Below are 18,457 nucleotides of genomic sequence, written 5' to 3' on the forward strand. Positions count from 1 at the left end.
GGTCCCAACGTCGCTGCAACCTTCGGTGACTAGGCTCACACCCATGTCAAACGCGCCAGCGACGTCTACTGATGTTCCGACAGCCTATCCGCCGCCTGCCGATTTCGCGGCCAACGCCAACGCGACGCGCGAGTTGTACGCCGAGGCCGAGAAGGACCGGCTCGCGTTCTGGGCCGCCCAGGCCGACCGGCTGACGTGGCAGACCCCGTTCAGCGAGGTGCTCGACTGGTCGCAGGCACCGTTCGCGAAGTGGTTCGTGGGCGGCAAGCTCAACGTCGCCTACAACTGCGTCGACCGTCACGTCGAGGCAGGCAACGGCGATCGGGTGGCGATCCACTGGGAGGGCGAGCCGGTCGGTGACGCCCGCGACATCACCTACGCCGAGCTCAAAGACGAGGTCAGCAAGGCGGCCAATGCGCTGACCGCGCTCGGGCTGACCGCCGGCGACCGCGTCGCCATCTACATGCCGATGGTGCCCGAGGCGATCGTGGCGATGCTGGCCTGTGCGCGCCTGGGCGCCATGCACAGCGTTGTCTTCGCGGGGTTCTCCGCTTCTGCTCTCAAGGCACGCGTCGAGGACGCCCAGGCCAAGCTCGTCATCACCACCGACGGCCAATACCGGCGCGGCAAGGCCGCCTCGCTCAAAGACGCCGTGGATGAAGCCGTCTCGGACCAGCCTTCGGTCGAGCACGTACTGGTGGTGCGCCGCACCGGTATTGACGTGAACTGGACCGAGGGCCGCGACCTGTGGTGGCACGAGACCGTCGACAAGGCGTCAACCGAGCACACCCCGCAAGCCTTCGACTCCGAGCAGCCGCTGTTTTTGCTGTACACCTCGGGAACCACGGGCAAGCCCAAGGGCATCGTGCACACCTCGGGCGGCTACCTCACCCAGGCGGCCTACACCCATTACAACGTCTTCGACCTCAAACCCGAGACTGACGTGTACTGGTGCACCGCCGACATCGGCTGGGTCACCGGTCACACCTACATCACCTACGGCCCGCTGGCCAACGGCGCCACCCAGGTGGTCTACGAGGGCACCCCCACCTCGCCGACCGAGCACCGCCACTTCGAGATCATCGAAAAGTACGGCGTGACAATCTATTACACCGCGCCCACGCTGATCCGCACCTTCATGAAGCTGGGCCGCCAAATTCCGTCCGCGCACAACCTGTCGAGCCTGCGGCTGCTGGGGTCGGTGGGCGAGCCGATCAACCCCGAAGCCTGGCGCTGGTACCGGGAAGTCATCGGCGCCAACAAGACTCCGATCGTGGACACCTGGTGGCAGACCGAGACCGGGGCGATCATGATCTCCCCGCTGCCCGGTGTCACCGCGGCCAAGCCCGGCTCGGCGATGACCCCGCTGCCCGGTATCTCGGCCAAGATCGTCGACGACGAGGGCAACCAGCTGGTACCCGGCGCCGACGAAGCCGAGCACGTCACCGGCTACCTGGTGCTGGACAAGCCGTGGCCGGCGATGCTGCGCGGCATCTGGGGCGACCCACAGCGGTTCAAAGACACCTACTGGTCGCGCTTTTCCGAACAGGGCTGGTACTTCGCCGGGGACGGCGCCCGCTACGACTCAGACGGCAACATCTGGGTCCTGGGCCGCATCGACGATGTCATGAACATCTCCGGGCACCGCATCTCGACCGCTGAGGTGGAATCGGCACTCGTCGGGCATTCCGGGGTGGCCGAGGCCGCTGTGGTCGGCGCGTCCGACGACACCACCGGACAGGCGATCTGCGCGTTCGTCATCCTCAAGGCCTCCGCGCACGGCGGGGCCGACACCATGATCGAGGAACTGCGCGCCCAGGTGGCCACCGAGATCTCCCCGATCGCCAAGCCCCGCGAGATCCACGTGGTCCCCGAGCTGCCCAAGACCCGCAGCGGCAAGATCATGCGCCGCCTGCTGCGCGATGTGGCCGAGGGCCGCGAACTCGGCGACACCTCGACCCTGGTCGACCCCAGCGTCTTCGAAGCCATCCGCGCAAGTAAGTAACTCCGCCGAGCAGACGCAGACTCGCACGAAAACCGGCCTGGCGGTGCGAGTCTGCGTCTGTTCGCGGTGATCAGGCGATCGGGACGAAACCCGTTCCCGGTCGGTTCTTGGCGGTGATGTCGGCCAGCTGGGTGTTGAACGACATCGTGACCGCCGGCGTGTGCAGGGGAACGAACTGCACCACGCAGGTGGGCAGATCGTCGGAGTAGGCGCCGTGGATCATGCCGACGAGCCGGTTGTTGACGGTGACCGGCGCGCCCGAGTCGCCGGGCTGTCCGCACACCTGGTTGACGATGGTGCCCGGATCTTTGCCCGGACCCCAGGTGACGCCACACGAATAGCCCGTTGTGCGGCCGAGCTTGCAGGCCACATCGCCGAACGCCGGATCCGGACCGAGCCCGTCGATCTGGAAGCCGTTCACGTTGCTGGTCGGAGTCACCTTCGCCGGATCGAACTGGATCACCGCGTAGTCCAGCCCGTCGTTGCCGGCCACCATCGTGCCCACGACGCCGGCGCTGTTGGCGCCTTCGGCCGACACCACAGCACCCGGACCACCGCAGTGGGCGGAGGTGAAACCGATGAGGCGGCCGGCGTTGTCATGTCCGATCGTGGTGAGCGTGCAGAACGACTCGCCGTTCACCACGATGCCCGAGCCGCCGCCCAACACCACCGGTGGATCGGCGTGGGCAAGCGCGGGCGTGAAGATCGCAGCGAGGGCGATGATCGGCGCGCCAATCAGCGACTGCCAGCGGTGCCTGCTCGTCAAGTGTCCTCCGATCGACGCGCCCGACCCGCGCAACTCAAGATTGCGGTCAGTCTACTAAGACCGTGATGTCGGCCGGGATCGTTAACGGCTTCGCCGCATGGCAACATGAACGCCATGAGCACAGGCGACCGCAGGGACGGCGTTCCGACGACGGTGACCTCGATTCCGCTCGTCGACCCGCATGCCCCCAAGCCGGATCCGTCGATCGGTGACCTGGTCAAAGATGCCACCGCGCAGGTTTCCACCCTGCTGCGCGCAGAGGTGGAGCTGGCCAAGGCGGAGATCACCCGGGATGTGAAGAAGGGCCTGACCGGCAGCGTGTTCTTCATCGCCGCGCTGGTGGTCCTGTTCTACTCGACCTTCTTTTTCTTCTTCTTCCTGGCCGAACTCCTCGACACCTGGCTCTGGCGTTGGGTGGCCTTCCTCATCGTGTTCGGCCTCATGGTGCTGACCACAGGGGCGCTGGCGCTGTTCGGCTTCCTGAAGGTGCGACGGATCAAGGGCCCGCAGCAGACCATCGAATCGGTCAAGGAGACACGCGAGGCGCTGACACCTGGCCATGACAAGGTCGCGGTGCCCGCTCTCCAGACCCGGCCTGCCACCGACCCGTCGGGCTGGTAGTGCCCCCACCCGACCCGTCGATCGTCAGGATCGAGGGGCCATGGCGGCATTTGCAGGTGCATGCCAATGGCATCCGCTTCCATGTCGTCGAGGGCGAGAGCTCGCAGCCCGACCATGTGACCGAGGGCGAGAGCTCGCAGCCCGACCATGCGATGGAGGGCGAGAGCTCGCAGCCCGACCGCCCGCTGGTCATCCTGTTGCACGGGTTCGGATCGTTCTGGTGGTCGTGGCGTCATCAACTGACCGGACTGACCGGCGCCCGGGTCGTGGCGGTCGACCTGCGCGGCTACGGCGACAGCGACAAACCACCGCGCGGTTACGACGGCTGGACACTGGCCGGGGATACCGCCGGGCTGGTTCGCGCGCTGGGACACAAATCAGCCACGCTCGTCGGGCACGCCGACGGCGGCCTGGTGTGCTGGGCGACGGCCGTGCTGCACCCGCGCGCGGTCGACGCGATCGCCCTGGTCAGCTCACCGCATCCGGTGGCGCTGCGGGCCTCGACCCTGACACGTCGTGACCAGGGCCGTGCCCTGTTGCCGTCGATGCTGCGCTACCAGCTGCCCGGGTGGCCCGAACACGCGTTGACCCGCCACGACGGCGCGGAGTTGGAGCATCTGGTCCGCAGCCGGGCCGGGGCCAATTGGCAGACCGGCCAAGATTTCTCCCGCACCATGGGTCATCTGCGTCAAGCCATCCAGATTCCGGGTGCCGCGCACTGCGCGCTCGAATACCAGCGGTGGGCGGTGCGCAGCCAGCTGCGCAGTGAGGGCCTGCGGTTCATGCGCTCGATGAAGCGCCCGATCAACGTGCCGGTGTTGCACATGCGCGGTGACGCCGACCCGTATGTCCTCGCCGACCCGGTGCGCCGGACCCAGCGCTATGCGCCGCACGGCCGCTACGTATCGATCGCGGGTGCCGGGCATTTCAGCCACGAGGAACAGCCCGAGGCGGTCAACGAGCAGCTGCGCCGGTTCCTGGCGCAGCTGCGTGCGAACTGATCAGGAGTTGATGCAGGTCCCGGTGGCGACCCGCTGGGTGTTGCCGATCTGGGCCAGCTGATGCTCGACTTCCTTGGCGGTCAGCACAAACCCGGTGTCGGCGTCGTCGACTGCCGCACCGAACACGACGCCGAGCACCTTGCCTGCCCGGTTGATCATCGGCCCGCCCGAATTGCCTTGCCGCACCGTGCCCCTGACCGTGTAGACCTCGCGGGTCACGGTAGTGCTCCGGTAGATGTCGGGCCCGTTGAGCTCGATGATCTCGCGCACGCGGGCCGGGGTGGCCAGGAAGTCACCGCCACCGGGGTAACCCATCACGACGGCGTCGGTGCCTTTGGGCGCCGGTTGGTCGGCGAACTGAAGCGGAGCGACCGGCAGGTTCGGGACGTCGAGGATGGAGATGTCGGCGTTGGGGTCATAGGACACCACGCCCGCGTCGTAGGTCTTGCCGTCGGCTTCGATGGTCACACTGTCGGCACCGGCGACCACGTGGGCATTGGACATCACCCTGTTGGGTGCGACGACGAATCCGCTGCCCTCCAGCACCTTCTGGCAACTGGGCGCGACACCGCGGATCTTGACGACGCTGGGCCGGCTGGTCGTCACGATGGGATCGGCGGCCAGCGAGGCGTCGGGGGCGTCGACGTTGACGATCGGGGTGCGGCCGAACGGTTCGAGCACGTCGGGCAGCCCGGAGGTGTCCAGCAGGGCCGACAACCGGTTCGGCACCGAACGCATCCAGGTCGGGGTGTACTTGTCCACCTCGGTCAGCACTCGTGAATTCTTCACGGCCGCAGCCAGATTCGGTTGGTCGGAGGAGGTCAGCAGGCTACCCAGCAGCCAGGAGGCGACGAGGACCGCGACCAGCATCAGGCTCACACCGACCGCGGAGTCCAACACGCGGAAGAACGGGTTGCGGATGGTGCCGCGCACGGCACGGCCCAGCACCACGCCGGCGATCTCACCGATCACCACGAGCGCGAGGATCAGGAACAGGGTGGCGAACAGCTTGGTGCGGTCACCGCTGACGTGCGGGATGACGTGCGGCGCCAGCAGCACACCGGCCACCGCACCGAGCACCACACCGATGAACGACAGCAGGGAGCCGAGCGCGCCGGAACGCCAGCCTGAGATGGCTGCGACGAACCCGATGCCGAGGATTGCGAAATCGAGCCAGACCGAGGGTGTCATCTATATCCACTTCAACATGGGGCTTCACCGTAACCGTTGTCATGCCCGACGAGGGCCATTGCGTCATCGAGTCCGCGGACATCCTCGGTGTTCCAGGGCTCGGCCCAGCCCGCGACGTCGAGGATCGCCGAGATGACTTGGCCGGTGAAACCCCACACCAGCATCTCGTTGAGCAGGAAAGCCGGTCCGGCGAACCGGCTGGTGTTGGCCTCGCGATAGACCATGAGCCGGTTCTCCGGGTTGACGAAGGCCCGCACGGGAACCCGCGCCACGACGGCAGTCTCGGATTCGTCGACGACGGCCACCGGCCCGGGATCGGGCGAATACGCCAGCACCGGGACCACATGGAAGCCCGATGGTGGGATGAACATCTTCTCCAGGGTGGCCAGCGGGTACAGCCGGTTGGTGTCGATGCCGGTCTCCTCCCACGCCTCCCGGAAGGCCGTGCCGACCGGTCCCTCGTCGCCGGGATCGGTGGCCCCGCCGGGGAACGCGGCCTGCCCGGCGTGGTGGCGCAGTGTCGAGGCGCGGACCGTCACCAGCAGATCGGCATCCTCGGGAAGGAGCGGGGCCGTGCCTTCGCGCGGTCCCGAGAACAGCACCAGTACCGCGGCATCGCGCAGCGCGCCGGCCTGGGCGGCTTGATGGTTGGCTTCGACGATGCCGGCCAGCACCTCCGGCGGAACCCGGCGACGGTACGCGTCCGGCACCCGGTCGAGGTTGTCCACCAGCGGCTTGAGCCAGGCCGGGGCGGCATCGGGGAACAGCCCGTCGCGCGTCGATCTCACTCCGGGTGCTCCTATCGGCTAGAGCGGATCTTCTCGTCGACCGCCGCCGCGATCTCGTCGGCGCTGACGAAGGAGCGGGGCAGGGTCCCGGCCACGCTACCGTCCGGGCGCAGTACCACCGTCGCAGGCATGACGTTGGGCACCTTGAGCGCGGCCGCGATCAGTCGCCGACCATCCTGCAACGTCGGCAGCCGCACTCCGAGTTCGGCGAGTCGGACCAATGCCGCCGTCTCGTTCTCGTCCTGGTGCACGGTCAGCACCAGCACGTCGGGCCCGACCCGTCGCTGGTATTCGGCCATCGCGGGCAGCTCGTCGGCGCATGGCCCGCACCAGTACGCCCACAGGTTGAGCACCACGGTCCGGCCCGCGAGTGCGGACGCCACGTCGACGGGCTTCCCGTCACCGGCGCAGTCCAGGGTGATGCCGCGCAGCGCTGCGGGTCCGGCGCCGTTGCCGGGTCCCGGACACGGCGGAAGATCGGCACGCGCCCGGGGGCCGGCCAGGGCCTCGGGGGTATCGGCGTCACGGTGATCGCGGGAGGTGGACTGGCCCGGGCCGGTCTGCGGTGCCGGCTCGTCGCGCAATTCCATCCAGAACGCGGTCCCAAGGGCCACCAGGACCACCAGCACCGCCACGGTCCAGCGGGCCGAAACGCTCACGGTGCGCCCGTCGCGGCGTTCACAACCCGGCCAGCGCCAGCAGATGCTCGGTTTCCGGGCCCTTGACCAACGCTGCAGCGGTCTCCGGATCGGTGGGTCCGAGCCCGAACGACGGACAATCCTTGGCCAGCACGCACACTCCGCACGCGGGCTTGCGGGCGTGGCAGACGCGGCGGCCGTGGAAGATCACCCGGTGGCTGAGCAAGGTCCACTCCTTGCGTTCGATGAGCTCACCGATCGCGTGCTCGACCTTGACCGGATCCTCCTCGCTGGTCCAGCGCCAGCGCCGCACGAGCCGCCCGAAGTGCGTGTCCACCGTGATGCCGGGGATGTCGAAGGCGTTACCGAGGATGACGTTTGCGGTCTTGCGGCCCACGCCGGGCAGGGTCACCAGGTCTTCGATGTTGTCGGGAACCTCGCCGTCGAATCGGGCCTCCAGCTCCTGGCCCAGCCGGATCAGCGAGTTGGCTTTGTTCCGGTAGAAACCGGTCGGCCGGATCAGCTCCTCCATCTCGGTGCGGTCGGCCTGCGCGTAGTCCAGCGCCGTGCGGTATTTGAGGAACAAGGCCGGTGTCGTCAGGTTCACCCGTTTGTCGGTGCTCTGCGCCGACAAGATGGTGGCCACGGCCAGCTCCAGGGGATTGGTGAAGTCCAGCTCGCAGTAGACGTGCGGGAACGCCCGTGCGAGTTCACGATTCATCCGTCGAGCCCGACGTACCAGCCCCAGGTGGGTTTCGGCGTCCCACTTCTTGGACCGGCTCGTTTTCCCTGTTGAGGCGGCAGCCGCAGTCACGCCAATCAGCGTACTGACGTCGTCGGACATTCTTCTGCGCGGACCGGTGATCATTCGTGACCCCACTGAGACCTGCGCCGTGTTAACTACTGCCTTGTGTCGTGGTTGCTGGTGGCGCTCACCCCGGGGTTGCTCATGCTGGCGGCGTTCGGGCTCGAGCGGCTCGAATCGGGTTTGGCCCGTGAGCCGGCCCCGCAGGCCGCCGTACCGCGGGTGAAGCCCCTGACCATCGACCTCGAGAGTGAGCGTTTGCCGACGCGCTACTACGAACCGCAGGCCATAAATACTGGGTTTCCTGCGTCTCGACCTGTCAATCGTGTGTAGCGTGGGCTAGTCGCGAAACCGCGTACCTCTAGACTGAGCAGGAAGTATCAGTAAGAGGACAACACACTTAATAGCTTAAGGGGCAACGTGGACGAGATCCTGGCCAGGGCCGGAATCTTCCAGGGCGTCGAACCGACCGCCGTATCGGCGCTGACGAAGCAGTTGCAGCCCGTCGACTTCCCGCGCGGGCATACAGTCTTCGCCGAGGGCGAGCCCGGCGACCGCCTGTACATCATCATTTCCGGCAAGGTGAAGATCGGCCGCCGTTCGCCGGACGGTCGCGAGAACCTGCTGACCATCATGGGTCCGTCGGACATGTTCGGCGAGCTGTCGATCTTCGACCCGGGGCCGCGTACCTCGAGCGCCACCACCATCACCGAGGTGCGCGCGGTGTCGATGGACCGTGACGCGCTGCGCGCGTGGATCGCCGACCGTCCCGAGATCGCCGAGCAGCTGCTGCGCGTGCTCGCGCGCCGTCTGCGCCGGACCAACAACAACCTGGCTGACCTCATCTTCACCGACGTCCCCGGCCGAGTGGCCAAGCAGCTGCTGCAGCTGGCCCAGCGGTTCGGGACGCAGGAGGGCGGGGCGCTGCGCGTCACGCACGACCTCACCCAGGAAGAGATCGCCCAGCTCGTCGGCGCGTCCCGCGAGACCGTCAACAAGGCACTGGCCGATTTCGCCCACCGCGGCTGGATCCGGCTGGAGGGCAAGAGCGTGTTGATCTCCGACAGCGAGCGGCTGGCACGGCGCGCCCGCTAGTTTTCCCGCCGAGCAGACACAAAACTGCCCCTTTTCACTGGAAAAGGGGCAGTTTTGTGTCTGGTCGCGCTACGAACGTAAGTAATCCAACTGGGCCTGCACGGACTTCTCGGCGGCGTCCCAGAGTTTCTGGTCGACATCGGTATAGACGTGCTCGACGACCGCGCGGGCCGAGGCGTCCTCGCCGAGGTCCCGTAGCGCTGCCCGGATCTGATCCAGCCGCTCCTCGCGGTGGGCCAGGTACATCGCCGTCACCGCTCGGAGATCGGGAAGCTCCGGTCCGTGTCCGGGAAGCACCGTGCGAGTGCCAAGGCCGTGCAATCGGCGCAGGGATTCCAGATAGTCACGAAGGCTGCCGTCCTCGGTGTCGATGACGGTGGTGCCGCGGCCCAGTACCGTGTCGGCGGTCAGCACAGCCCCTTGTCCGCTGTCGTCGTCGAGCACGAATGACAGTGAATCCACGGTGTGCCCGGGGGTGGCCATCACCTTGATCCGCAACCCGGCCGCGTCGATGACCTCGCCGTCGGTCAACGGGCCGCCGAGGCCGCGAAGGAAACCGCTGCCGACCGAACGGACGGTGGCACCGGTCAAGTCGACGAGCTTGTCGATCCCGCCGGTGTGGTCCTCGTGCTTGTGGCTGATCAGCACCAACGCGACGGTGCCCAGTTCGGCGACGCGCGCGATGTGGGCCTCATCGTCGGGCCCGGGGTCGACGACGACGATCTCGTCGCTGCCTCGGCCCCGCAGCACCCAGGTGTTGGTGCCCTCCAACGTCATCAGGCCGGGGTTGTCGCACAGGAGCACCGAGGCCGATTGGGTGACGGGCCGCAGCAGCCCGTAGGCCGGGTGCTGCAGACCGGGCCCAGCTGTCACGCGACCTCTACGGTGATTTCGACTTCGACCGGCGCGTTGCGCGGTAGTTCCGACACGCCGACGGCTGAACGCGCGTGAGCGCCCGCCTCGCCGAAGATCTCACCGAACAACTCGGAGGCGCCGTTGATGACGCCGGGCTGTCCGTTGAATCCGGGTGCGGAGGCGACGAACCCGACCACCTTGACGATCTTGACGACGGAGTCGACGCCGACGAGCGCGTGCACGGCGGCGAGCGCGTTGAGACCGCAGATCCGGGCGAGTTCATGACCCTGCTCGGGGCTGACCTCGGCGCCGACCTTGCCGGTGGCCTGCAGCTCGCCGGCCTGGATCGGCAACTGACCAGCGGTGTAGACCAGGTTGCCGGTCCGCACGGCGGGCACGTAGGCGGCCAACGGCGCCACCACGTCGGGCAGTTCGATGCCGAGCTCGGTCAGCCGCGCCGACCAGGTCCCCCGGTCGCCGCGCGCCTGCCCGGTGGCACCACTCATTTGGGCCGCTTCAGGTAGGCGACGTGCTGCTCGCCGGTCGGGCCGGGAAGCACCGAGACCAGCTCCCAGCCGTCCTGTCCCCACTGATCGAGAATCTGTTTGGTGGCATGGGTCAACAACGGCACCGTGGCGTACTCCCATTTGATCGCTTCGCTCACGCCGCCCACCTAGTTCCTTCGCTCATGGGCCGAGCTTATCGGTCGGACACCCAGGCTTGGTTAGCATGCACTGGTGGCAACCACTGAGAGCGGCGCCAAACATGTCGGCTGGCCGTCGCGCCTGACCAAGGCCCGACTGCATTTCGTGACGGGCAAGGGCGGCACCGGCAAGTCCACGGTCGCCGCGGCCCTGGCCCTGGCCCTGGCCGCCGGCGGCCGCAAGGTGCTGCTGGTCGAGGTCGAGGAGCGCCAGGGCATCGCGCAGCTGTTCGACGTGCCACCGCTGCCCTACGAGGAAGTCAAGGTCGCCACCGCCGACGGCGGCGGTCAGGTCAACGCCCTGGCGATCGACATCGAGGCCGCGTTCCTGGAATACCTCGACATGTTCTACAACCTCGGCCTGGCCGGCCGGGCGATGCGCCGCATCGGGGCCATCGAATTCGCCACCACCATCGCGCCCGGTCTGCGTGACGTGTTGCTCACGGGCAAGATCAAGGAGATCGTGACGCGCACCGCGAAGGACGCGAAGGGTAAGCGCGACGTTTACGACGCCGTGGTGGTGGATTCCCCTCCCACAGGCCGTATTCCGCGATTCCTGGACGTCACCAAGGCGGTCTCGGACCTGGCCAAGGGCGGGCCCGTGCACTCGCAGGCCGATGGTGTGGTCAAGCTCCTGCATTCGGAGCAGACGGCCATTCACCTGGTGACGCTGCTGGAGGCGTTGCCGATCCAGGAGACGCTGGAGGCCATCGACGAGCTCACCGAGATGGGTCTGCCGATCGGCAGCGTCATCGTCAACCGCAACATCCCGGCCTACCTGTCGGCCGAGGATCTCACCAAGGCCGCCGAGGGCGATCTCGACGCCGACGCGATCCGCGCAGGCCTGACCGAGGCTGGAATCACGTTGCCGGACAATGACTTCGCCGGTCTACTCACCGAGTCGATCCAGCATGCCACCCGGATCGCGGCCCGCGCCGAGAGCGCCGAGCTGCTCGACGCGATCGATGTCCCCCGCCTCGAGCTGCCCGCGCTGACCGACGGCGTCGATCTGGGCAGCCTGTACGAACTCGCAGAAGCACTCGAACAGCAGGGGGTCCGCTGACCATGAGCACCAAACCACCCGCGCTCGACATGCACGCCATCCTGTCCGACACCGCCAACCGCGTCGTGGTCTGTTGTGGCGCAGGCGGAGTGGGCAAGACCACCACCGCCGCCGCAATGGCGCTGCGGGCCGCCGAATACGGCCGGACCGTCGTCGTGCTGACCATCGACCCAGCCAAACGACTCGCCCAGGCGCTGGGCATCAAAGATCTCGGCAACACCCCGCAGCGTGTTCCGCTGGCCCCTGAGGTCACCGGTGAACTGCACGCGATGATGCTGGACATGCGCCGCACCTTCGACGAGATGGTGGTGCAGTACTCCGGATCCGACCGCGCCGACGCCATTCTGGAGAACCAGTTCTACCAAACGGTGGCGACCTCGCTGGCCGGTACGCAGGAGTACATGGCGATGGAGAAACTCGGCCAGCTGCTGGCCGAGGACAAGTGGGACCTTGTGGTGGTGGACACCCCACCGTCCCGCAACGCGCTGGACTTCCTCGACGCACCGAAACGGTTGGGCAGCTTCATGGACAGCCGGCTGTGGCGGATGCTGCTGGCGCCGGGCCGCGGGATCGGACGGTTGGTGACGGGTGCCGTCGGGCTGGCCATGAAGGCCCTGTCCACCGTGCTGGGTTCCCAAATGTTGTCCGATGCAGCAGGTTTCGTCCAGTCACTGGACGCCACATTCGGCGGATTCCGGGAGAAGGCCGACCGGACCTACGAATTGCTCAAGCGGCGCGGCACCCAGTTCGTGGTGGTTTCCGCGGCCGAGCCGGACGCCCTGCGTGAGGCTTCGTTCTTCGTCGACCGGTTGTCGAACGAGCACATGCCACTGGCCGGACTGATCCTGAACCGCACCCATCCGACGCTGTGCGATCTGCACGCCGACAAGGCCGAGGAAGCTGCTGACACGTTGGCGGCCGAGGACCCGGAATCGCTGACCGCGGGCGTGCTGCGCATCCACGCCGATCGGGCGAACACCGCCAAGCGTGAGGTGCGGCTGCTGTCCCGGTTCACCGGTGCCAATCCGCATGTGGCGATAGTGGGTGTGCCGTCGCTGCCGTTCGATGTATCCGATCTCGACGCGCTGCGTGCGATCGCCGATCAGATCACCGGAGAGGCGGCCGACGCCGCCTGACCGGCGTTCTCCAGATATCGGCGGATCTCGTTGCCCAGCAATCTCATCGCCGTCAAACACGCGTCGCGGTGGTCCTCACCCCAGGCCCAGTTGGCCAGGACCGCATAGCCGACCCGGCGTCCGCCTGCCGGGTGCCCGACATGTCCGATGTCGATGCGCGCATCGGAGATGGTGCCGGTCTTGTTCCAGAGTTCAAAGCCGGCGTCGGGCTCGGTGTGGGCCAGCGGGTCGAGGCCCAGCGCCCCCGCCACCATGGACAGATCGGTGTTGACGCTCAGCCATCGGCGCACCCGCTCGGACACCGCGGCACTGTGGATGTCGCCGGCGTGCAGACGTGCGACGAAATCGCACAGTTCGGCGGCACTGCCCGTCGAGAGGGTGAGCGGATCATCCTGGGATCGGTTCAGCCGCACCCGGTCTCGTAACCCGCTCATCGTGAATCCGAGGTCGCGAGTGGCGCGCTGCACCTCGTCGAGCCCGAGCCGGCGAAGCAGCATGTTGGTGGCCATGTTGTCGCTGACCGCACCGATCAACAGGCACAGGTCGTCGATCCGATGGTCCTGCTGCCGCAACAGGTAGAGGATGCCCGAATCCGCCACCTGATCCTCGGCGGTGGCGGCGACGACTTCACCCGGGTCCAGGGTCACGTCGTCGAACCGGCGTGCCACCTCGGCCAGTAAGAAGACCTTCCCCACACTGGCCGTCTTGAGCACGCGGTGTGGAGTGTGCTCCCACAATGTCTGGCCGGTGCTCAGGTCCGTGACACGCGCCGACCAGGTCGCCGATCCGGTCAGCCAGGACGATGCACCGACGAAGTAGTCGCTCATGCCCGTTCGTCGAGTTTCGCGACCTCACCGACTTCTGCGGCTTCGGTGACGTCACCGGTGACGGGCACTCGTCCGAACCGCTTGCGCAGGACGTAGGCCACCACGACCACGATGAGACTCAGCACGCTGGCCAACAGCTGCACGCGCTGATCGACGTCGAACAGCATGGCAAGCAGGACCAGTACGAAACACGCGATCACCACGATGGTCAGGTACGGGAAAAACCACATCTTCAGCCTCAGCTTGGATGGGTCTTCACGCTCGATGGCCCGGCGCACCCGCAGTTCGGAGACGCCGATCATCACGTACATGAAGATCGCGACCACGCCGCAGGAATTCACCAGGAACAGGAACAGGGAATCGGGGGCGATGTAGGCGAGCACCACGGAGATCCAGCCGATGACCGTGCTGGCCAACACGGCCCGGGTCGGTACGCCGCGGGAGTTGGTGCGCACCAACCACTCTGGTGCGTCGCCATGCGATGCCAGGACCCGCAGCATGCGGGAGGACGTGTAGATCGACGAGTTCAGCACGGAGAGCACCGCGGTGAGGATGACGAAGTTCATGATCGCGCCGGCACCGGGGATCTGCAGTTTGTCCAGGGCGGCCACGTACGGGCTGGACAGCACGGACGCGTCGTTCCACGGCAGGAGGCACACGACCAGGAAGATCGACCCGACGTAGAAGAGAATGATGCGCCAGATGACCCCGGTGGTGGCCCTGGCCACCGACTTCGCCGGCTCGGCGCTCTCCGCGGCGGCGATAGTGACGATTTCGGCTCCACCGAATGCGAAGATCACCACCACAACGGCGCCCAGGATCGCTCCGACGCCGTTGGGCGCGAAGCCGCCATGGGACACCAGGTTGCTCAGTCCGCTGGTGTCGCCGGGCCACAATCCCGTGACCCACAACAGGCCCAGCACGATGAAGGACACGATCGCGGCGACCTTGATTCCGGAGAACCAGAACTCGAATTCGCCGAACCAGCGCACCGAGATCAGGTTGGTCACGGTCATCACCGCCATCAACAGCATGGCCATGACCCACAGCGGCAAGCCGACCCAGACGGACAGAATCTTCGCCCCGGCAACGGCTTCCACCGCGATGATGATCACGTAGTAGTACCAGTACAACCAGCCCAGGGTGAAGCCGGCCCACGGCCCGATGCCCATCCGGGCGTAGTCGGCGAATGCACCGGTCCTCGGCTTTGCGACCACCATCTCGCCCAGCATGCGCAGGGTGCACAGCACCAGCGCGCCGGCCAGGACGTAGGACAGGATCGCGGCCGGGCCGGCGGTCTTGATCACCGCGCCGCTACCGACGAACAGCCCGGCGCCAATGGCCCCGCCGATCGCGATCATGGTCATGTGACGTGTTTTCAGCGACCTGGCCAGGCCGGAGCGCGGTTCGTCGCCGGAGGACAACTGGGATTTCGATTCGAGCATGTGGGCGGTCGCAATCAGTCGCAGGGGCGGATGGGCAGTGGCACGAGTGTGGGTTCGCCGGCCTCGGTCACGATCTGTTCGACCGTCTGGGCACGCCGGACCAGCGACCAGCGTCGGCCGCCGTCCGGATCGGTCTCCACCGCGTAAACCGCGGGGCGCGGTAATGCGTTGTAGGAGAAGTGGGTTGAGAAGTAGTAGCCGCCGGTATCCGGAACGGCCACCAGGTCACCCTGATGGACGAAAGGTAGTTCACGCCCGACGGCCAGCATGTCGCCGGTGAAGCAGGCCGGGCCGGCGATGTCCTGCCCCTGACGCTCCTGCGCCCGGCGCCGCCCGAGCGCGTCGTACACGTCGATCCTCAGCGGCCACTCCGCCGGCCCGAAGATCGTGCGAGTCGCCACCTGCACACCGGCATGGGTGATGGCGATCTGCCTGCCACCGGTGACCTTCGTGTACTCGACCCGCGCCACGATGGTGCCGGCTTTGGCCGTCAAGGCCCTACCGAACTCGGTGACCAAACCGTATGTGCCATCGAACAATTCCGGCACCGTGTCTTCCAGGACGACGCGGTGATCGGCGAAGGTCGGGGTGATGTCGTCGGAGCCGAAGTTGACGGGCAACCCGCCGCCGATGTCGATGCGGCGAACCTGCTGATGCCCGGCGCGGGCCGTGATCTCGGCGGCGAGATCGGTGATGAGCCGGACTCCTTCGGCAGCATGTTCGAGGCGCAGACCCTGCGAGCCGCTGTGCACGTGGAGCTGGGTCAGCCAGGGCCGGGCGGCGAACGCGGTGATGATCGCTTCCCGGTGGTCGGCCAGTCCGATTCCGAATTTGGATGTCGAGGTGGCCGTGCTCATGGCCCCGATGGCGCCGGCACCGGTCTGCGGATTCAGCCGCATGCCGATGACCGATCGATGCCCGCCCACCCGGGCGATGGCCTGGTCCACCCGCGCCAGTTCTTCGAAGTTGTCGACGTTGAACGAGATCCCGAGTTCCAGTGCCTGCCCGATCTCGGTCGTGGTCTTCGCCGGGGAGTCGAACACGATGCGCTCGGCGGGAAAGCCTGCGGCCAGCGCGAGTTCGAGTTCGCCGGGGCTGGCCACCTCGCAGCCGAATCCCGCCTCGGCGAACCGTGCCAGCACCGGCCGCAGCGTGATCGCCTTGGCCGCAATGGTGTGTAGCGCCGGCATCCCCGCCGGATAGGCCCGGGTCAACGACCGCATCAGCTCGTCGAGCGTGTCCAGGTCCATCACTCCGCACAACGGGTGCAGGTCGTCGATGAATCCCTGCCGGGCAACATCGGCGACCACCTGTTCGCGACGGCGCAGCAGTATGTCCGGAGTCGGCAGGGTATCCCTGGCCCGCGGAGGTGCATCAATCACAAGCTAAACCCTATGAATGCAGCGGTTGGTGGTGAGAGCCGTGCGGGCTGAGGAATTCCGCGCGCATCTTCGTCGGAATCGGAGGAAGTCCCCGAGACACCGATGGTGGTTTCTCCGAAATGCACTAACCGGATCCCGGATTGTTGTCGATATCGCCGAAAGCACGCCCGGCGCGCCGTTCCCACACCAGTAGCCCCAAGGATGCGCGGAGGCGGGCGGCCGGTGACTGCAGATCGATGTCGGAGACCACCCGGATCCGGTCCAGGCGGTACCGCAGCGAGTTGGCATGGATGCCCAATTCGCGGGCCGCTCCGCTCAGATTGCCCGGGTGGTCGAGGACGGCCGCGACGGTGTCGATGAACGCTGTGCCGTGGTCGGAGTCGTGCCGGCGAAGGGCTGCCAGCGGTTCGGTGATCGTGTCGGCCATCGGATCGAGCAGGTCGGCTGCCCGGACCAGGGTCAGCGCGTCCGGCACGTCGGCAGCGGTGAGCACGGGCCGCTGCCCGTGCGGCGGCTGCGCGGCGTTGAGTGCGGCTGCGTCGAGGACCTGTCGCGCGACGATCGCGGATTTCCGCAAGTAGGCGATGGCGTCGACGACGGGCCCGACGGCGACCGGACCGGCGTGGGCGCCCGAAACCCGTGTCATGTGCCTCGACAGGCTCTCAGCGAGATCCACCTCGGCCGACTCGTCGTCCAGCACCGGCAGCACGACGAGCAGATCGTCGCCGACCCGTGCGGTCCGGGCACCGGCCCGCAGGGCTTGGACGTGGAACATCAGCGAGCGGGACGCGGCGGTATCGGAGCCCAGCGCGACGACGGCATGTCTGCTGTCCGGCTGCAGTCCGAGCAACGCCGCCGGGACTCCGGGATCCACCCCACGCGACAACAGGTCGACCAGCGCCGACTCCTGGAGCCGGCGCTCGTATTGGTCCCGGTGGACTTCGCGCAGCATCATGGCGGCAGCGGTCTGGCGCACCTGCAGCAGCAGCTGTCGCAGTTCGTCGCGGTCCGTGTCGTCGTCCAACGCCGCCCAGATCGTGCCAAGCGTTTCGGTGCCGGATTTCATCGCGACCACCATGCGGGCCGGGTCGTCATCCTCGGCATTGCGCACGACGACGTCGTCGGACCGCCAGACAGCGGGCAGGAATCCGGTCGACATCAGCCGCTCGATCCGCCAGGCGGGTACCGCGCCACCCAGGATCGTCTGGTTTCGAATCGGGTCGACACCCGGCCCGATGACGGCATATGCCAGGACTCGGGAATCCAGGTCCTCGATCGTCACCGCGGCACCGGTCCGGCTGCTGATCCAACGGGCCAGGGCCTGCAAGTTGTCCACCTGCGGGGCGGGGCTGACGATGCGGCCCGCTCCGAGCAGCCTGATCAGGACGCGGAACAGCTCACTCCAGCCGACCCATGGGGACCGCCGGAACAGCCTGGTGGAGTGGCTGGGCAACATCGATATGTCGGTTGTCGCATCGGGTGGAAGCACAACGGCCGCAGCGGTTCCCACTTCATCGAGCAACGAGCCGAGCGCGAAGCGGTCCTCGACCCGCGTGCTGACCAGGACGACGGTGCCGCTGTAGTCCGCGGCGGTGCCGGGCTCGTGCAGAGCCACGTCGTTCAACAACGGATCGTCGCCGATTTCCGCCCCGGGCAGCGGCATCAACATGCCGGCGGCACCAGAAACCATCGCCGACAACGGAAGAACGCTGGCAGGCTCACTCACTGCTGCTGATTACCATGTGCCACAACCGAATACACTACCGTCGGCTGCACTTTGGCGCGCGGGGAGGAAAGCCCGCGCGGGGCATGGGGCCTAGACCGCGCTGCGGTGGTGCTTGCGCTGGGCGGCGAAGAACTCTGCCCAGGAGATGACTTCGGGATGCTGCTTGAGCAGCGCACGACGCTGACGTTCGGTCATTCCGCCCCACACTCCGAACTCGACGCGGTTGTCCAGTGCATCGGCACCACATTCGAGGATCACGGGGCAGTGCCTGCAGATCACCGCGGCTTTGCGTTGTGCAGCACCGCGGACGAACAACTCATCGGGATCGGCCTGACGGCACCTGGCCTGGGAAACCCAGGCGATCCGGGCTTCGCCCTCACCTCGCTGGACCAAGTTGGCGGCTGGGGCGG

19 protein-coding genes and 1 pseudogene are annotated in these 18,457 nt (G+C 67.1%); 7 read left to right on the forward strand and 13 right to left on the reverse strand.

Going from position 1 to position 18,457, the window contains the following annotated elements; all coding sequences use genetic code 11:
- Positions 1-43 precede the first annotated feature (43 nt).
- Positions 44-2,005: an acetate--CoA ligase gene (acs, locus tag H977_RS0113680; RefSeq protein ID WP_029108405.1), complete on the forward strand. Its 1,962-nt coding sequence runs from the start codon at positions 44-46 to the stop codon at positions 2,003-2,005.
- 70 nt (positions 2,006-2,075) lie between these two features.
- On the opposite strand, the gene H977_RS0113685 is transcribed toward acs, so the two are convergent.
- Positions 2,076-2,744, reverse strand: coding sequence for a S1 family serine peptidase (locus H977_RS0113685; RefSeq protein WP_051288869.1), 669 nt, complete (start codon positions 2,742-2,744; stop codon positions 2,076-2,078).
- A 141-nt stretch (positions 2,745-2,885) separates the two neighbouring features.
- On the opposite strand from H977_RS0113685, the gene H977_RS0113690 reads away from it, so the two are divergent.
- Complete coding sequence (locus tag H977_RS0113690; RefSeq protein WP_029108407.1) at positions 2,886-3,392, forward strand: phage holin family protein; 507 nt, start codon at positions 2,886-2,888, stop codon at positions 3,390-3,392.
- Complete coding sequence (locus H977_RS0113695; RefSeq protein WP_029108408.1) at positions 3,392-4,393, forward strand: alpha/beta fold hydrolase; 1,002 nt, start codon at positions 3,392-3,394, stop codon at positions 4,391-4,393. The genes H977_RS0113690 and H977_RS0113695 overlap by 1 nt, the downstream gene beginning before the upstream one ends.
- On the opposite strand, the gene marP is transcribed toward H977_RS0113695, so the two are convergent.
- From marP to nth, 4 genes are read right to left on the reverse strand one after another with little or no spacing between them, the layout of a single operon-like run.
- Positions 4,394-5,584, reverse strand: coding sequence for an acid resistance serine protease MarP (gene marP / locus H977_RS0113700; RefSeq protein WP_029108409.1), 1,191 nt, complete (start codon positions 5,582-5,584; stop codon positions 4,394-4,396). It lies immediately after the preceding gene.
- A gap of 11 nt (positions 5,585-5,595) precedes the next feature.
- On the reverse strand, positions 5,596-6,372 hold the full coding sequence (locus H977_RS0113705; protein WP_029108410.1) for an NUDIX hydrolase: 777 nt from the start codon (positions 6,370-6,372) through the stop codon (positions 5,596-5,598).
- 11 nt (positions 6,373-6,383) lie between these two features.
- Positions 6,384-7,031: a TlpA family protein disulfide reductase gene (locus H977_RS0113710; protein ID WP_029108411.1), complete on the reverse strand. Its 648-nt coding sequence runs from the start codon at positions 7,029-7,031 to the stop codon at positions 6,384-6,386.
- A 19-nt stretch (positions 7,032-7,050) separates the two neighbouring features.
- On the reverse strand, positions 7,051-7,731 hold the full coding sequence (gene nth, locus H977_RS0113715) for an endonuclease III (protein ID WP_029108412.1): 681 nt from the start codon (positions 7,729-7,731) through the stop codon (positions 7,051-7,053).
- Positions 7,732-7,920: 189 nt separating this feature from the next.
- On the opposite strand from nth, the pseudogene H977_RS36235 reads away from it, so the two are divergent.
- Both H977_RS36235 and crp read left to right on the forward strand, forming a co-directional pair.
- A pseudogene (locus tag H977_RS36235) lies at positions 7,921-8,014 on the forward strand (hypothetical protein); the annotation flags it as partial.
- Between the two features lie 221 nt (positions 8,015-8,235).
- Entirely contained in the window at positions 8,236-8,910 is a 675-nt protein-coding gene (gene crp, locus H977_RS0113725; RefSeq protein WP_003883807.1) for a cAMP-activated global transcriptional regulator CRP, read from the forward strand.
- 69 nt (positions 8,911-8,979) lie between these two features.
- Here crp and H977_RS0113730 read toward each other — a convergent pair whose 3' ends face one another.
- The 3 genes from H977_RS0113730 to sp36 are packed head-to-tail and all read right to left on the reverse strand — an operon-like array spanning position 8,980 to position 10,429.
- Positions 8,980-9,783, reverse strand: a complete 804-nt coding sequence (locus H977_RS0113730) for an MBL fold metallo-hydrolase (RefSeq protein ID WP_029108414.1) — start codon at positions 9,781-9,783, stop codon at positions 8,980-8,982.
- Complete coding sequence (locus H977_RS0113735) at positions 9,780-10,271, reverse strand: RidA family protein (RefSeq protein WP_029108415.1); 492 nt, start codon at positions 10,269-10,271, stop codon at positions 9,780-9,782. Before H977_RS0113735 ends, H977_RS0113730 begins: the two co-directional genes overlap by 4 nt.
- Positions 10,268-10,429 (reverse strand): Sp36 family protein, encoded by a 162-nt coding sequence (sp36, locus tag H977_RS35285; RefSeq protein WP_155946634.1) that lies wholly within the window; start codon positions 10,427-10,429, stop codon positions 10,268-10,270. Before sp36 ends, H977_RS0113735 begins: the two co-directional genes overlap by 4 nt.
- A gap of 70 nt (positions 10,430-10,499) precedes the next feature.
- Between sp36 and bagA the strand changes: the two genes are divergently transcribed.
- Together bagA and bagB are read left to right on the forward strand one after the other, a co-directional pair.
- Positions 10,500-11,531 carry an ATPase BagA gene (gene bagA / locus H977_RS0113745; RefSeq protein ID WP_196808248.1) on the forward strand — a complete coding sequence of 344 codons (1,032 nt, stop codon included), beginning with the start codon at positions 10,500-10,502 and terminating at the stop codon, positions 11,529-11,531.
- Between the two features lie 2 nt (positions 11,532-11,533).
- Positions 11,534-12,667, forward strand: a complete 1,134-nt coding sequence (gene bagB, locus H977_RS0113750) for an ATPase BagB (protein WP_029108417.1) — start codon at positions 11,534-11,536, stop codon at positions 12,665-12,667.
- Here bagB and H977_RS33055 read toward each other — a convergent pair.
- From H977_RS33055 to H977_RS0113775, 5 genes are all read right to left on the reverse strand, one after another.
- A complete protein-coding gene (locus tag H977_RS33055; protein WP_051288834.1) occupies positions 12,634-13,494 on the reverse strand; it encodes a serine hydrolase in 861 nt (286 codons plus the stop codon). The genes bagB and H977_RS33055 overlap by 34 nt on opposite strands.
- Positions 13,491-14,939, reverse strand: coding sequence for an amino acid permease (locus H977_RS0113760; RefSeq protein WP_029108418.1), 1,449 nt, complete (start codon positions 14,937-14,939; stop codon positions 13,491-13,493). The genes H977_RS33055 and H977_RS0113760 overlap by 4 nt, the downstream gene beginning before the upstream one ends.
- A gap of 14 nt (positions 14,940-14,953) precedes the next feature.
- Positions 14,954-16,321 (reverse strand): type III PLP-dependent enzyme domain-containing protein, encoded by a 1,368-nt coding sequence (locus H977_RS0113765; RefSeq protein WP_029108419.1) that lies wholly within the window; start codon positions 16,319-16,321, stop codon positions 14,954-14,956.
- Positions 16,322-16,445: 124 nt separating this feature from the next.
- Positions 16,446-18,047, reverse strand: a complete 1,602-nt coding sequence (locus H977_RS33060) for a PucR family transcriptional regulator (protein WP_051288835.1) — start codon at positions 18,045-18,047, stop codon at positions 16,446-16,448.
- 90 nt (positions 18,048-18,137) lie between these two features.
- Positions 18,138-18,440 carry a WhiB family transcriptional regulator gene (locus tag H977_RS0113775; RefSeq protein ID WP_155946658.1) on the reverse strand — a complete coding sequence of 101 codons (303 nt, stop codon included), beginning with the start codon at positions 18,438-18,440 and terminating at the stop codon, positions 18,138-18,140.
- Positions 18,441-18,457 lie beyond the last annotated feature (17 nt).

Origin of the sequence: Mycobacterium sp. URHD0025 (genome assembly GCF_000426065.1) — a bacterium.
GTDB lineage: Bacteria > Actinomycetota > Actinomycetes > Mycobacteriales > Mycobacteriaceae > Mycobacterium.

What these genes read in the sequence shown, in the direction of transcription:
- acs (WP_029108405.1), top strand. Translation starts at nt 44, where the DNA reads ATGTCAAACGCGCCAGCGACGTCTACTGATGTTCCGACAGCCTATCCG.
- nth (WP_029108412.1), bottom strand. Translation starts at nt 7,731, where the DNA reads ATGAATCGTGAACTCGCACGGGCGTTCCCGCACGTCTACTGCGAGCTG.
- H977_RS33055 (WP_051288834.1), bottom strand. Translation starts at nt 13,494, where the DNA reads ATGAGCGACTACTTCGTCGGTGCATCGTCCTGGCTGACCGGATCGGCG.
- bagB (WP_029108417.1), top strand. Translation starts at nt 11,534, where the DNA reads ATGAGCACCAAACCACCCGCGCTCGACATGCACGCCATCCTGTCCGAC.
- H977_RS0113760 (WP_029108418.1), bottom strand. Translation starts at nt 14,939, where the DNA reads ATGCTCGAATCGAAATCCCAGTTGTCCTCCGGCGACGAACCGCGCTCC.
- H977_RS0113690 (WP_029108407.1), top strand. Translation starts at nt 2,886, where the DNA reads ATGAGCACAGGCGACCGCAGGGACGGCGTTCCGACGACGGTGACCTCG.
- marP (WP_029108409.1), bottom strand. Translation starts at nt 5,584, where the DNA reads ATGACACCCTCGGTCTGGCTCGATTTCGCAATCCTCGGCATCGGGTTC.
- H977_RS0113735 (WP_029108415.1), bottom strand. Translation starts at nt 10,271, where the DNA reads ATGAGTGGTGCCACCGGGCAGGCGCGCGGCGACCGGGGGACCTGGTCG.